Source organism: Methylosinus sp. R-45379, assembly GCF_001644125.1.
Lineage (GTDB): Bacteria > Pseudomonadota > Alphaproteobacteria > Rhizobiales > Beijerinckiaceae > Methylosinus.
This window is the reverse complement of record NZ_LUUM01000223.1, coordinates 100,016-112,521: the sequence shown is the minus strand read 5'-3', so window position 1 is coordinate 112,521 and position 12,506 is coordinate 100,016. Positions and strand designations below refer to the sequence as shown.

Genomic DNA, 12,506 nt, shown 5'->3' with positions numbered 1-12,506 from the left:
AGCTCATCCGCGAGATGGTCGACGCCGATCTCGAGCGGCTGAGCCGGGAATCGGCGACACGATGAGCGTGGAAGCCGCGTCCACGGCCCGCTACGAACGCATATTGGTGACCGGCGGCTCCGGCTTCGTCGGACGCTATGTGCTGGAGGCGCTGGCCCGCGCCTATCCCGAGGCGCATCGCCTATCGCTGGCGCGGCCGGGCGAGCCGGCGCCCGATCAGCGCTGGACGCCGATCGCCTTCGATCTGCTCGACGCTAAGGCGGTCGACGCCGCCATCGCGCAGGCGCGGCCCGATCTCGTCATTCATCTCGCCGCGCAAGCCTCGGCCGCGCAATCCTTTCTGGCGGCGGAAGAGACTTGGCGCGTCAATTTCGACGGCGCGTTCAATCTCGCCTCGGCGCTCGCGCGCCACGCGCCCGCGGCCGTCGTGCTCTTTGCGTCCACCGCCGATGTCTATGGCGCGAGCCTCGTCGAAGGCCCGGCGCATGAGGATATGATCCCGCGGCCGCTCAGCGTCTACGCCCGCTCCAAGCTGGCGGCGGAGTCGATGCTGGCGGATGTTCTGCCGAAGACGGCGCGACTCATCGTGGCGCGCCCCTTCAGCCATATCGGCCCAGGGCAGGACAAGCGTTTCGCCGTCGCCTCCTTCGCCGCGCAGATCGTCGAGATCGAGAGGGGACGCGCCGAGCCGCGCCTCTCGGTCGGCGATCTTTCCGTGCAGCGCGATTTTCTGGACGTGCGCGACGTCGTCGACGCCTATCTGCGGCTCATCGCCGCCGCGCCCGATCTTCCCGCCCGCAATGTCTTCGACATCGCCTCGGGCGAGACGCGCCCGCTCGCGTCCCTGGTCGAGAAAATGCGCGCCTTGGCGCGCCGCGATTTCGAGATCGTGGTCGATCCCGATAGGCTGCGGCCGGCCGATATTCCGATCGCCAGATGCGCCGCCGGCAAGATGCGCGCGGCGACCGGCTGGAGCCCGCGCAGAACGATCGACGAGACGCTCGTCGATTTGCTCGATCATTGGCGCGCGGCCGCAGAAGCCGCGAAATGACCAGCGAGCGCGAGCGGCGTCTCGAGGAGCGCAATCGCCTGCTCGAGCATCAGCTCGATTTTCTGCGCGCCGAGCTTCTGCATCTCGTCCATGAGCGCGAGAAAAACGTCTATTCCGCCGCCTGGCTGATCTTCCGGCCACTGCGCCGTTTCGAGGCGGCGCTCGTCGATGCGGTGACGCCTCTGCTGCGAATCTTCTCGCGCAAGACCGCGGCGCCCGCGGTCGAGTCTTGCGCCATCGAGACCGCCGCTCTGGGCGAGACGCAAAAGCCGCGACGGCTGCTGGTCGATGTGACCGCGACGGCGCGGCGGGACGCCGGCACCGGCATACAGCGCGTCGTCAAGAAGATCACGCAGGGGCTCTATCGCGATCCGGCGCTTCCCATTCCCGTGATCGCCGTGCGCTGCGAGGGCGGCCGGCTCTTCACCTGCGAGGCTTTCGTCGCCGCCCTCATCGGCGGCGCAGCCGGCCCGGATCGCGAAATAGAGATAGAGCCGGGCGACCGCTTCTTCATGCTCTCGGACAGCTGGAACGCTTTCGAGGAGTTTCAGCCTGTCTTCTCTCGCATTCGCGCCGGCGGCGGCGAGATCGTCACCTGCATTTTCGATCTCATCCCCGTCCTCTATCCGCACGCTTGCCATGAGGTGACGCCGCCCCGCTACGAGGCATGGCTGCGCCGGGCGCTGCTCGAGAGCGACGCCTTTCTCGCCATCTCGCGCACAGTCGCCGAGGAGCTGGCGGATTTCGTGGAAGAGACGGGACTGCCGCATCGACCCGGCCTTTCGATCGGCTGGTTCCATTGCGGCTCGGATATCGCCGATGGCGCGCCGGCCGCGCCGCGGCAGCAGATCGCCGCCGCAGCAGCGGGCGACGCCATGTTTCTGAGCGTCGGCACGGTGGAGCCGCGAAAGGGCCACCGTGTCGCCCTGCAGGCTTTCGAGGCGCTCTGGCGCGAGGGCCGCGATGCGCGGCTGGTTTTCGTCGGACGGCGCGGCTGGTTCGAGGAGGCGATCGCCGCCGAGATCCGCGGCCATGCCGAATTCGGGCGACGCCTCTTCTGGTTCGACGATATCGGCGACGCCGAGCTCGCCTTTCTCTACGACAAAAGCGCGGCGGCGCTCGTCCCGTCCTATGCGGAGGGGTTCGGCCTGCCGATCGCCGAGGCCGCGCGTCGCGGCCGGCCGGTGATCTGCAGCGACATTCCCGTGTTCCGCGAGGTCGGCGGCGCCGGCGCCCTCTATTTCCGCGTCAATGATCCGGCCGCTCTCGCCGAGCGCATTCGGGAGCTGCTCGACGGAAGGGCGACGGGCGATCCCTCCGCCGTCAGCCGCGTAAGCTGGGCGGAGGCGGCGCATCGCGTCGCGCAGGTGATCGCGACCGAAGACTGGACGCGCTCCCTGCCCTGAGCCCCGCCCGTACGGCCATTGTTCCGCCGCGCCGAAAAGCATGATAGAGACGCGGCTGCGGCGGCGGCGCCTGCGGCTCTCTCGAACCGCAGGCTTCGCCGCTTTTGTGCAAAGCGGGGGCGCAGGTCGCGACCTTCCGCCGACGAGGCTCCAACCCGATAGGCCGTCAAATGTCGATCTCGCCGTCCATCAGCCTGCCGCCGACGCCCAAGGCGCTCCTCGATCTCATCAAGCTCGAGGCCGGGCCGGCCCCTCTGCCCGACTCGCGGCAGGCGCTGTGGATCAGCATCGCCGCCTATTTTCTGACCGAGGTGGGCGGCCAATTGGTGAGCGCCGAAATTCCTCCCTCGGTCGCCTACGGCCTGGTGAGCGCCGCCCTGCTGGCCGCGTTGACCTTCGGCGCGCTGCTGCTGACCGGAACGCGCGAGCGCTTTCAGCAGACGCTGATCGCCCTCACCTCCACGGGCGCGGTCATCGGCCTCGTATCCTTCGTGCTGACGCTCGCAGTGGCGCAGATATTTCCGCCGCCGATGCCGGCCCTGAAGCTCGTCGGCTTCGTGCTGTTTCCGCTGGTGCTGTGGAAGTTCACCGTATTCCTGTGGATCTATCGTCACGCCGGGATGCGCTTCATTCCGGCCTTCGCGCTGGGCGCGATCTATCTCGGCTTCATTCTGCTGATCCTGTCGCCGCTGCTGACGCGCCTCTTCAATCTCATTTGACAGGCTGGAGCGCCGCCGTGGCGACAGGCCCGCGGCGGCGCTCATTAAGTAACAATTAAGCATAATCACTTACTCATCGTTCATCACCCGCGTCGCGGCCCGATTCAGGCCGCCCGGCGCGTAGCGAGGATGAACCAATGAGATTTTCCGGTTCCTGCGCCGGGGCGGGGCTGTTCGTGGCGGCTCTGGGCCTTTTGTCCGCCGGCTCCGCCGTCGCCGCGGATATGCCTTTCTTCTCACCGCCCGAGCAGGAATACCAGCCCGTCGAGCTGGGAACCGGCTGGTATTTGCGCGGCGACATCGCCGCGGCGCGCACGCCCGTGCTGAACATAGACGGGGCCGTGACGGCGAATAATTTCGTCAACAACTGGTCGGCCGGCATCGGCTTCGGCTATCGCTACAATAGCTGGCTGCGCACCGACGTCACCGCCGATTATCAGCCGCTCTACAGCCGGTCGGGCGCCTCCTATGTCTCGACGCCCTGCCAGACCGGCGCGGTGGGCACGCCAGCCGGCGGCCCCTACACCGACTCCATCGCCATCGCCACCGACTGTTTCCCCTATTCGCAGAGCCGCGGAACCGCTTCGGTCTTCCTCGGCAATGTCTATATCGATCTCGGCACATGGGGCGGACTAACGCCCTATATCGGGGCCGGCGCGGGCGTCGATGTGCTGTTCCAGAAGGCCCAGGTGCAATGGTACATGGGCAATCTCGTTCCCTATGCCGGAACGACCTGGACCGACCCCTACACGCTCGGCACCTATATGGCCAATTGGGACCGCAGCTACTCCAACACCTATCTGAAATTCGCTTATGCCTTCATGGGCGGCTTCGCCTATGACATCACCGATCATTGGTCTGTCGACATCGGCTATCGCTATCTCAATCTGGGCTCGATCTCGGGCAAGGACGCGCTCGGCGTCAGCCATACCCGCAAGCTCGACATTCAGCAGGTACGGCTCGGCTTCCGCTATCTGATCGACTGAGGATCGCCGCCGCCGCCGCAACCGGCCCCCACGACTGGCCCCTCCCGGCGGCGGCCCTCCCTTCGCGAAAAGCTCCCCGCCGCGCTCGACCGGCTATCCCCCGCCCCGCCACAGCTCGCGCCCGACTTGACGCGAAGACGTGTTGCGCGTAGCGCAGGCTCCGAAAATCCATGCCCCGGGGAGGCAGCACAAAAATGCCCATCCAAAAGCCCGGCGTGAAGCCGGCCGATCCGCGTTTCTCTTCAGGTCCTTGCTCCAAGCGTCCCGGCTGGACGCTGGACGCGCTCGCGGGCGCGGCTCTCGGCCGCTCGCATCGCTCCCCGGCCGGCAAGGCGAAGCTGAAGGAAGCCATCGATCTGACGCGCGAGGTGCTGCGCGTGCCGGCGAGCCATCGCATCGCCATCGTCCCCGCCTCGGACACCGGCGCCGTCGAAATGGCGCTGTGGTCGATGATCGGCGCGCGCGGCGTCGATGTCGCCGCCTGGGAGAGCTTCAGCGCGGATTGGGTCACGGACATCATCGAGCAGCTGAAGCCGGGCGCCGCCCGCAGCTTCGTCGCCCCCTTCGGCGAATTGCCCGACCTGTCGAAGATAAACTTCGACAATGATTTCGTCTTCGCCTGGAACGGCACCACCGCCGGCGTGCGCGTGCAGAACGCGGATTTCATCCCCGCCGACCGCAAGGGCCTGACCATCTGCGACGCGACCTCGGCCGCCTTCGCGCAGCCGCTCGAATTCGACAAGCTCGATGTCGTCACCTACTCCTGGCAGAAGGTGATGGGCGGCGAGGCGGCCCATGGCATGCTCATCCTCTCGCCGCGCGCCGTGGAGCGGCTCGAGAGCTATACGCCCGCTTGGCCGCTGCCGAAGATTTTCCGCCTCACCAAGAACGGCAAGCTCGTGGAGAGCATTTTCGAGGGCGATACGATCAACACGCCCTCCATGCTCTGCGTCGAGGATTATCTCGATACGCTGAAATGGGCCAAATCGATCGGCGGGCTCGACGCGCTTTTCGCGCGCGCCAACGCCAACGCCAAAGTGGTGCATGACTGGGTCGAGAAAACGCCCTGGTTCACCCATCTCGCCCAGGATCCGGCGACGCGCTCCAACACCGGCGTCTGCCTCGTTTTCGCCGATCCCGCCGTCGCCGCCCTGCCGCGCGCCGAGCAATCGGCGCTCGCCGCGCGCATCGTCGGCCTCGTCGAAAAAGAAGGCGCGGGCTTCGACTTCGGCGCCTATCGCGACGCCCCGCCCGGCCTGCGCATCTGGTGCGGCGCCACGGTGGAGGCCAGCGACGTGGCCGCGCTGACGCAATGGATCGACTGGGCCTATGCCGAGGCGGCGGCGCAATCGGCCAAAGCGGCTTGAGACGAAGGCCGCTCGTCACGATCTAGGGGAAAGGGACGGCCGCCGCGCGAGCGCGGCGCCGAAGGGGGCGAAATCTCGGGCTCGGCCCGAGGGAGGCCCTTCATGCCCAAACGCGTGCTCGTCTCCGACGCGCTGTCGCCTGCCGCTCTCGAGCTTTTCCGCTCCCGCGAGATCGAGGCCGACTATCGGCCAGAGCTCGGCAAGGAGCCGAGCAAGCTCGCCGCCGCCATCGGCGCCTATGATGGACTCGCCCTTCGCTCGACGACGCAAATCGACAAAGCGCTGCTCGCGCGGGCCGAGCGGCTGAAGGTCGTCGGCCGCGCCGGCGTCGGCGTGGACAATGTCGATGTGGCCGCAGCGACGGCGCGCGGCGTGATCGTGATGAACACGCCCTTCGGCAATTCCATCACCACCGCCGAGCATACGATGGCGCTGATGCTGGCGCTCGCCCGTCAGATTCCCGCCGCCGACGCCTCCACCCGCGCCGGAAAATGGGAGAAGAGCAAATTCATGGGCGTCGAGCTCGCCGGCAAGACGCTCGGCGTCATCGGCTGCGGCAATGTCGGCGCCAATGTCGCGACGCGCGCGGCCGGCTTTTCCATGCGCGTCATCGCCTATGATCCCTTCCTCACCGAGGAGCGCGCCATAAAGTTGGGCGTCGAGCCGGTCGATCTCGAGCAGCTGCTGGCGCGCGCCGATTTCATCACGCTGCACACGCCGCTCACCGCCAAGACGCGCGATCTGCTGAATGCGCAATCGTTGAAGAAGACCAAGCGCGGCGTGCGCATCGTCAATTGCGCGCGCGGCGGGCTGCTCGACGAGGCGGCGCTGGTCGCCGCGCTGGACGAGGGCCATGTCGCCGGCGCCGCGCTCGATGTGTTCGAGACCGAGCCGGCGCGCGAAAATCCGCTGTTCTTACGCCCGAATGTGGTCTGCACGCCGCATCTCGGCGCTTCGACGATCGAGGCGCAGGAGAAGGTCGCCGTGCAGATCGCCGAGCAAATGTCGGATTTTTTGACTCGCGGCGCGATTGTGAACGCGGTCAACTTTCCCTCGATCGGCGCCGAGGAGGCGCCCCGACTCGCGCCTTTCGTCGATCTCGCCGAAAAGCTCGGCTCCTTCCTCGGTCAGGCGACGGAATCGCCGATCGAGCGCATCTCCGTCGCCTATGAGGGCGCGGCGGCGCAACGCAATTTGGCGGCGATGACGGCGGCCGTCGTCGCCGGCGTGCTGCGGCCGGCGCTGGCCGAGGTCAATCTCGTCTCGGCGCTCGCCATCGCCAAGGAGCGCGCGATCACAGTCGATGAGGCGACGCGCTCCGGCGAGAGCGATTATGATTCGCTGATCGCAATATCGGTGAAGACGCGCGACGGAGAGCGGACGCTCGCAGGCTCGCTGTTCCATGACGGGCGGCCGCGAATCGTCGTCGCCGATGGCGTGCGCGTGGAATCGGAATTTTCCGAGCGGATGATCTTCGTCTCGAATGCCGACAGGCCCGGCTTCATCGGGCGTTTCGCCGGGCTGCTCGGCGCGGCCGGCGTGAACATAGCCACTTGCGCGCTGGGGCGCGATCGGCCCGGCGGCTGCGCCGTGGCCATTGTCGCGATCGATGAGCCCGCGCCGCGCGAGACGATACGCGAAATCGCAGCGCTTCCCGGCGTGCGCTTCGCGTCCGCGCTCCAATTTTGAGCTGCAATTCGAGGGGGGATCGGCGAGGCCGCAGGCGGCGCGCTCGCGGGCGGGGAGATCTTTCTCCCCGGCGCCTCCTCGTCCCCCTCACTCCGCCCCTTTGTCGCGACAATGGGGCGGAGGAGGCGGAATCGAGTGGCGACTTTTAACAGTCGGCGATCAACGCCATGCCGTGGGCTCCGCGAAAAGGGTCGGCGAAGCCGCAGACGAAAGGCGAAGGATCGTCGTTATTACTGAATCATCTTCACGGTGCGGCCGACGCCCGGGTCGCTGCCATTGCCCGTGCCGTTGGTGCCGGCCGGCGAAATCCAGTCCGGAACCTTCGTCAGCGCGATGATGACGAAGGCAACGATGCCGACCATCCACAGAACGGTTTTGCCGATCTCAGCGCTGCTGTGTCCGATTGTTGACATGTGACGATCCTCCGAATGTTGGTGCTTTATTTTGTTTTTTTGCACTTGATGCGCGACAAAGCGTCGCATCGGCGTCAGCCTACACCAACTCTTTTCGAGACACAATGCGGCATGTGCGCGCGCGACAAAATTAGTCAGGCCGGGGAAAAGGAAGCGTGAGCGCGACGCAAAAAGGCGATCCCGGGGCCTGACGGCTCCGCGATCGCCTCGTGTTTCTCGGCTCGAGATAAGGGGCTTTAGTCCCGGCGCGTCAGATAATATTCGAGCATGGCGACAGCGGACTTGCGGTCCAGCTCGCTCGCCCGCGCCAGCGCGCGGGAATGCAGCTCGACGATCCATTGATCGGTCGGCCGATCGCCGGCCGCCTCGCGCGCCAGAGTGAGATACATCAGCCCGCGGGCGCGCTGCGGCGGACCGCCGGCCTCGCCGTTGAACATCAGATGGCCGAGCAGCGCCTGCGACGGCGCATGGCCCTTGCGCGCGGCGAGATCGAGCCAATTGGCGGCCTGGCGCGCATCCTTGGAGACGCCATTGCCGTCGAGATACATGCGCGCGAGATTATATTGAGCGTCGGCGTTGCCGAAATAGGTCGCGGCGTAGCGGAAGAGATCGAAAGCGCGGCCGGCGTCCGGCATGATCTTCGCGGCGGCGATCCCCTCGAGATAATAGACGCCGACGGCCACGAAGGCGCCGGCCGCCATCAGCCGCTCGCGCGGGCTCGGCTCGTCGTCGGCGAAATGATCGACGAGCTTGGCGAAATAGGAATAGGCCTTCGCGTCGTCGCGGGCGACGCCGTCGCCATCGGCATACATGCGGCCGAGCTTCCATTGCGCCAGCGACTCGCCGCCGTCGGCGGCGTAACGCAGCGCCTCCACCGATTTCTTGGTGTTGCCGGCGTGATAGCTCTCGAGCCCGGCGGCGAGAGCGGCGCGCGGGTCCTTGAACATGGTCAATGGCTGGGTGGCGGCGGCGATGGAGCGCGGCTCCGACGCGTCGAAGGCGGCGGCGCGACCTGCCGCGAGAGAGCCGACCGTCGCGCAGCCGAGCGCCAGAAGCAGCGTCCCACGACGCCCGCGCGGCCCCACCGTCGACGCAATCGCCTGGAGAAACACGATCATCGAGGATCTGACTTTCGCAACGCCGCCGACGTCTCGAAAACGCCGCGCACCAACACCGCCATCGTCACCGCCGAAATCGACGACAGGCTTTGAGAACGTAAAGACCCTTCTCCCGCGACGAGCCGGCGCGGAAGGCGTCTCCCTTGTCCTCGATGACCTTGTGACGAGCCGAGATTAGCGCAGCGTTTATGGCTGAAAAGGGGCATGTGGCTCTTTGCCCGGCTCGCGGAAAACTATCTCGGCGACTGTTGCAACAAGGTCACAAATTTTAGCGTTTCGCCGCAGGCTCGGCGCCGACTCGACGCATCCGGCTACGCATTGCGACATAGAAACGACCCGGTCCGTCGCATCGCCTTCGGCGCGCAGCGATGGCGAGCGTGAAAAGCCGACCTCGAGCCTGCTGGCGCATGCGGCGGGAGGGGCCTATATCGTCCCGAGTGGCCCCCCTTCTGGCGGGCGCAACAAAGGTCGCCGTATGCACGTCGTCTCGCCCGAAGTTCCCGCCACGCTCGGCGCGATGCGCGGCGACATGCGCGGCTCCGTGCGCGTGCCGCGCGAGACCGCCGGCTTTCGCCGCCTCTTCATCTTCCTGGGGCCGGGCTATCTCGTCGCCACCGGCTATATGGACCCCGGCAATTGGGCGACGGCTCTCGCCGGCGGCTCCAAATTCGGCACGGCCCTGCTCTTCGTCGCCGTTCTGTCTAGCCTCATGGCGATCGTGCTGCAATCGCTGACGGCGCGGCTCGGCCTCGCCACCGGCCTCGATCTCGCCAGCGCCTGCCGTCGGCAGTTTCCGCGCTCGGCCTCGGTGGGGCTCTGGCTCTTGGCCGAGGCCGGAATATTGGCGACCGATCTCGCCGAGGTCATCGGCACGGCCATAGGCCTGCAATTGCTGTTCGGCCTGCCGCTCGCCTTCGGCGTCGTCGTCACTTTGCTCGACACTTTCCTCGTGCTCGCCTTCGAGCGCCTCGGCTTCCGCAAGATCGAGCTCTTCGTCGTCGCAATGCTCGGAATCATCGCGCTGGCCTTCGGCGGGCAGCTGCTGCTGGCGCGGCCCGATCTCCACGAGGTCGCCGCCGGCCTCGTCCCCAGCCGCGCGCTGATCGAAAATCCCGAGATGCTCTATATCGGCCTCGGCATTCTCGGCGCGACGGTGATGCCGCATAATCTCTTCCTGCACTCTTATATCGTGCAGACGCGCGACGTCGGCGCCGGCTCGGCCGATCGACGCGAGGCGATCGACTTCGCCATTTTCGACAGCTCGCTGGCTCTGCTCTTCGCGCTCGTCATCAACGGCTCTATTCTCGTGCTGGCGGCGTCGGTGTTCCACGCCTCCGGCCATACCGAGGTCGCCGAGCTCGGACAGGCCTACACGCTGATCGCCCCCCTCCTCGGCGCGCCGATCGCCGCCAAGCTCTTCGCCATCGCCCTCATCGCCTGCGGGCTCAACTCCACGGTGACGGCGACGCTCGCCGGACAGATCGTGATGGAGGGCTTCCTCGAGCTGCGCATGAAGCCCACCATTCGCCGTCTGGTGACGCGGCTCATCGCCATTGTCCCAGCCGTCGGCGTGACGCTGATCGCCGGGGAGGCGGCGACCGGCCGGCTGCTCGTGCTGAGCCAGGTGGTGCTGAGCTTCACTCTGCCCTTCGCCGTCGTGCCGCTCGTCTGGTTCACCGCCTCTCGCAAGCTGATGGGCGAGCTCGCGGCGCCGCGCCGCGCCACCATCGTCGCCGCCGTCATCGCCGTGGCCATCATCGCGCTCAACGGCAAGCTGATCTTCGACGCGGTCGCCGGCTGATTTTTACCGTCCCTTCACCATGCTGCGCCGCGAGCGGGCTTCGTCCCAACGCGCGCGGGAACGATCCTTTCGCGGTCGACGTTCCTTCCCAGCCGAGGCGGCGCTGGGGGGCCGCCTCGCCAGAAGGGAAGAGAACGGCATGTTTCGACCTATGGTTTATGCGGCGGCCCTCATCGGCGCGCTGATGCTGCCCGGCGCGGCCTCCGCCCGCGGCCACCATCGGCATCATCACCACCATCACTGGCGCCATCACCATCACCACCATCACCATTGGCGTCACCATCATCATTGGCGCTGGGGCCTCGATCAGAGCTGGCGCGAGGCGAGCTGGAAGGCGCCAGAGCAGAGCAGCTGAGCAGAGCGCGCCTCGTCGCCGAAGCCGCGCGCTCGGCGACGGGGCGGACGTCTCGGAGGCCTCGCCCGCCAATGGCGGGATTTCGCGAATAGGAGCATAAGAAGGGCTCCGGCCGCGGCCGCGCCGCGCCGATCCGCTCGAAAGACAAGGGGTCCGTTGCCTTCCTTCGCCGCCACGCCACTCATTATCGCGACCGCGCTGTTCATGGAGAATCTCGACGGAACCGTGCTGGCGACCGCCCTGCCCGCAATGGCCGCCGATCTGCGCGAAGACCCCATCGCTCTGAAGCTCGCGCTCACCTCCTATCTTCTCTCGCTCGCCGTCTTCATTCCGCTCTCCGGCTGGGTCGCCGACCGCTATGGCGCGCGGCGCGTGTTTCGCGCGGCGATCGTCGTCTTCACCTTGGGCTCTGTTCTCTGCGGCTTCTCCGCCTCGCTCGCCGGCGTGGTGGGCGCGCGCGTGGTCCAGGGGCTCGGCGGGGCGATGATGGTGCCGGTCGGCCGGCTGGTGCTGCTGCGCGTCGCGCCGCGTCACGATCTGGTGCGCGCGCTCGCCTATCTCACCATTCCGGCGCTGATCGGCCCGGTGGTGGGGCCGCCGCTCGGCGGCTTCATCGCCACTTATTTTCATTGGCGCTATATCTTCTGGATCAATGTGCCGATCGGCCTTCTCGGCGTCGCTCTCGTCACGCGCTACATTCCCGATCTGCGCGAGGAGAGCGTTCCGCCGCTCGATATGCGCGGCTTTGCGCTCTCGGGATTCGGCCTGTCGAGCCTCGTCTTCGGGCTCGGCGCGCTCGGCCAGCGCATTGTTCCGGCGCCGGCCGCGGCGGGGCTGGTCGCCGCGGGGGCGATCGCGCTCCTCCTCTATGTGCGCCATGCGCGGCGGGCGCCGCATCCGATCATCGATCTCGATCTGCTGCGCGTGCCGACCTTCCGCGCCTCCATCGTCGGAGGCTTTCTGTTTCGCATGGGCCTCGGCGCCTCGCCATTCCTGCTGCCGCTGATGCTGCAGACCGGCTTCGGCCTCACGGCCTTTCAATCGGGCTCGCTGACCTTCATCGCCGCCATCGGCGCCATGGCGATGAAGACGACGGCGCAGCCCATTCTGAACCGCTTCGGATTTCGTCGCGTGCTCGTCGTGAATGCGCTGATTTCGGCGGGCTTCTTCTGCTTCAACGCGCTGTTCTCGCCGGAAACGCCGCATTGGATCATCATGAGCCTGCTGCTCGTCGGCGGCTTTTTCCGCTCGCTGCAATTCACGGCGCTGAATGCGATCGGCTATGCGGATATAGAGCCGCAGGCGATGAGCCGGGCGACGAGCTTCGCTTCGGCCGGGCAGCAATTGGCCCTGTCGGCCGGCGTCTCGCTCGGCGCCGCGACCCTCGAGACGGCGCGCGCGCTGCAAGGGGGCGGCGCGCTGCGACTCACGGATTTCGACGCGGCTTTTCTGGTGGTGGCGGCGGTCTCGGCCTCCTCCGTCCTCATTTTCCGCAGGCTCGCGCCCACGGCGGGAGAAGGGCTGACCGGCAAGAAATCGATCGAGCAGCCGATCGAGGCCGACGGATCGGCCTAGAGTCATTCCGGTTCAGATTGAACCGG

Annotated in this window: 12 protein-coding genes; 10 read left to right on the top strand and 2 right to left on the bottom strand. The window is 66.9% G+C overall.

Features of this window, described 5'->3' with window-relative positions; genetic code table 11:
• Positions 1-61: 61 nt before the first annotated feature.
• The 6 genes from A1351_RS09845 to serA all read left to right on the top strand — a co-directional run bounded on the left by A1351_RS09845 (position 62) and on the right by serA (position 7,218).
• On the top strand, positions 62-1,051 hold the full coding sequence (locus tag A1351_RS09845) for an NAD(P)-dependent oxidoreductase (protein WP_064032890.1): 990 nt from the start codon (positions 62-64) through the stop codon (positions 1,049-1,051).
• Positions 1,048-2,457, top strand: a complete 1,410-nt coding sequence (locus tag A1351_RS09840; protein WP_245291628.1) for a glycosyltransferase family 1 protein — start codon at positions 1,048-1,050, stop codon at positions 2,455-2,457. Before A1351_RS09845 ends, A1351_RS09840 begins: the two co-directional genes overlap by 4 nt.
• A 170-nt stretch (positions 2,458-2,627) precedes the next feature.
• Positions 2,628-3,176 (top strand): hypothetical protein, encoded by a 549-nt coding sequence (locus A1351_RS09835; RefSeq protein WP_024878919.1) that lies wholly within the window; start codon positions 2,628-2,630, stop codon positions 3,174-3,176.
• A gap of 137 nt (positions 3,177-3,313) precedes the next feature.
• Positions 3,314-4,162, top strand: a complete 849-nt coding sequence (locus A1351_RS09830) for an outer membrane protein (RefSeq protein ID WP_024878918.1) — start codon at positions 3,314-3,316, stop codon at positions 4,160-4,162.
• 194 nt (positions 4,163-4,356) lie between these two features.
• Complete coding sequence (locus A1351_RS09825; RefSeq protein WP_024878917.1) at positions 4,357-5,529, top strand: phosphoserine transaminase; 1,173 nt, start codon at positions 4,357-4,359, stop codon at positions 5,527-5,529.
• A 102-nt stretch (positions 5,530-5,631) separates the two neighbouring features.
• Complete coding sequence (serA, locus tag A1351_RS09820) at positions 5,632-7,218, top strand: phosphoglycerate dehydrogenase (RefSeq protein ID WP_024878916.1); 1,587 nt, start codon at positions 5,632-5,634, stop codon at positions 7,216-7,218.
• Positions 7,219-7,448: 230 nt separating this feature from the next.
• Here the strand turns inward: serA and A1351_RS09815 are convergent, their stop codons facing one another.
• On the bottom strand, positions 7,449-7,631 hold the full coding sequence (locus A1351_RS09815; protein WP_024878915.1) for a hypothetical protein: 183 nt from the start codon (positions 7,629-7,631) through the stop codon (positions 7,449-7,451).
• Positions 7,632-7,646: 15 nt separating this feature from the next.
• Here A1351_RS09815 and A1351_RS25305 point away from each other — a divergent pair, with 15 nt between their 5' ends.
• Positions 7,647-7,790: a hypothetical protein gene (locus A1351_RS25305; RefSeq protein ID WP_198162324.1), complete on the top strand. Its 144-nt coding sequence runs from the start codon at positions 7,647-7,649 to the stop codon at positions 7,788-7,790.
• A gap of 77 nt (positions 7,791-7,867) precedes the next feature.
• Here the strand turns inward: A1351_RS25305 and A1351_RS09810 are convergent, their stop codons facing one another.
• Positions 7,868-8,749, bottom strand: a complete 882-nt coding sequence (locus tag A1351_RS09810) for a tetratricopeptide repeat protein (RefSeq protein ID WP_024878914.1) — start codon at positions 8,747-8,749, stop codon at positions 7,868-7,870.
• A 475-nt stretch (positions 8,750-9,224) separates the two neighbouring features.
• Here A1351_RS09810 and A1351_RS09805 point away from each other — a divergent pair, with 475 nt between their 5' ends.
• The 3 genes from A1351_RS09805 to A1351_RS09795 all read left to right on the top strand — a co-directional run bounded on the left by A1351_RS09805 (position 9,225) and on the right by A1351_RS09795 (position 12,480).
• Complete coding sequence (locus tag A1351_RS09805; RefSeq protein ID WP_024878913.1) at positions 9,225-10,550, top strand: Nramp family divalent metal transporter; 1,326 nt, start codon at positions 9,225-9,227, stop codon at positions 10,548-10,550.
• 139 nt (positions 10,551-10,689) lie between these two features.
• Complete coding sequence (locus A1351_RS09800; protein WP_134188019.1) at positions 10,690-10,905, top strand: hypothetical protein; 216 nt, start codon at positions 10,690-10,692, stop codon at positions 10,903-10,905.
• Positions 10,906-11,061: 156 nt separating this feature from the next.
• Positions 11,062-12,480 carry an MDR family MFS transporter gene (locus A1351_RS09795; RefSeq protein ID WP_024878911.1) on the top strand — a complete coding sequence of 473 codons (1,419 nt, stop codon included), beginning with the start codon at positions 11,062-11,064 and terminating at the stop codon, positions 12,478-12,480.
• The last annotated feature ends 26 nt before the right edge of the window (positions 12,481-12,506 follow it).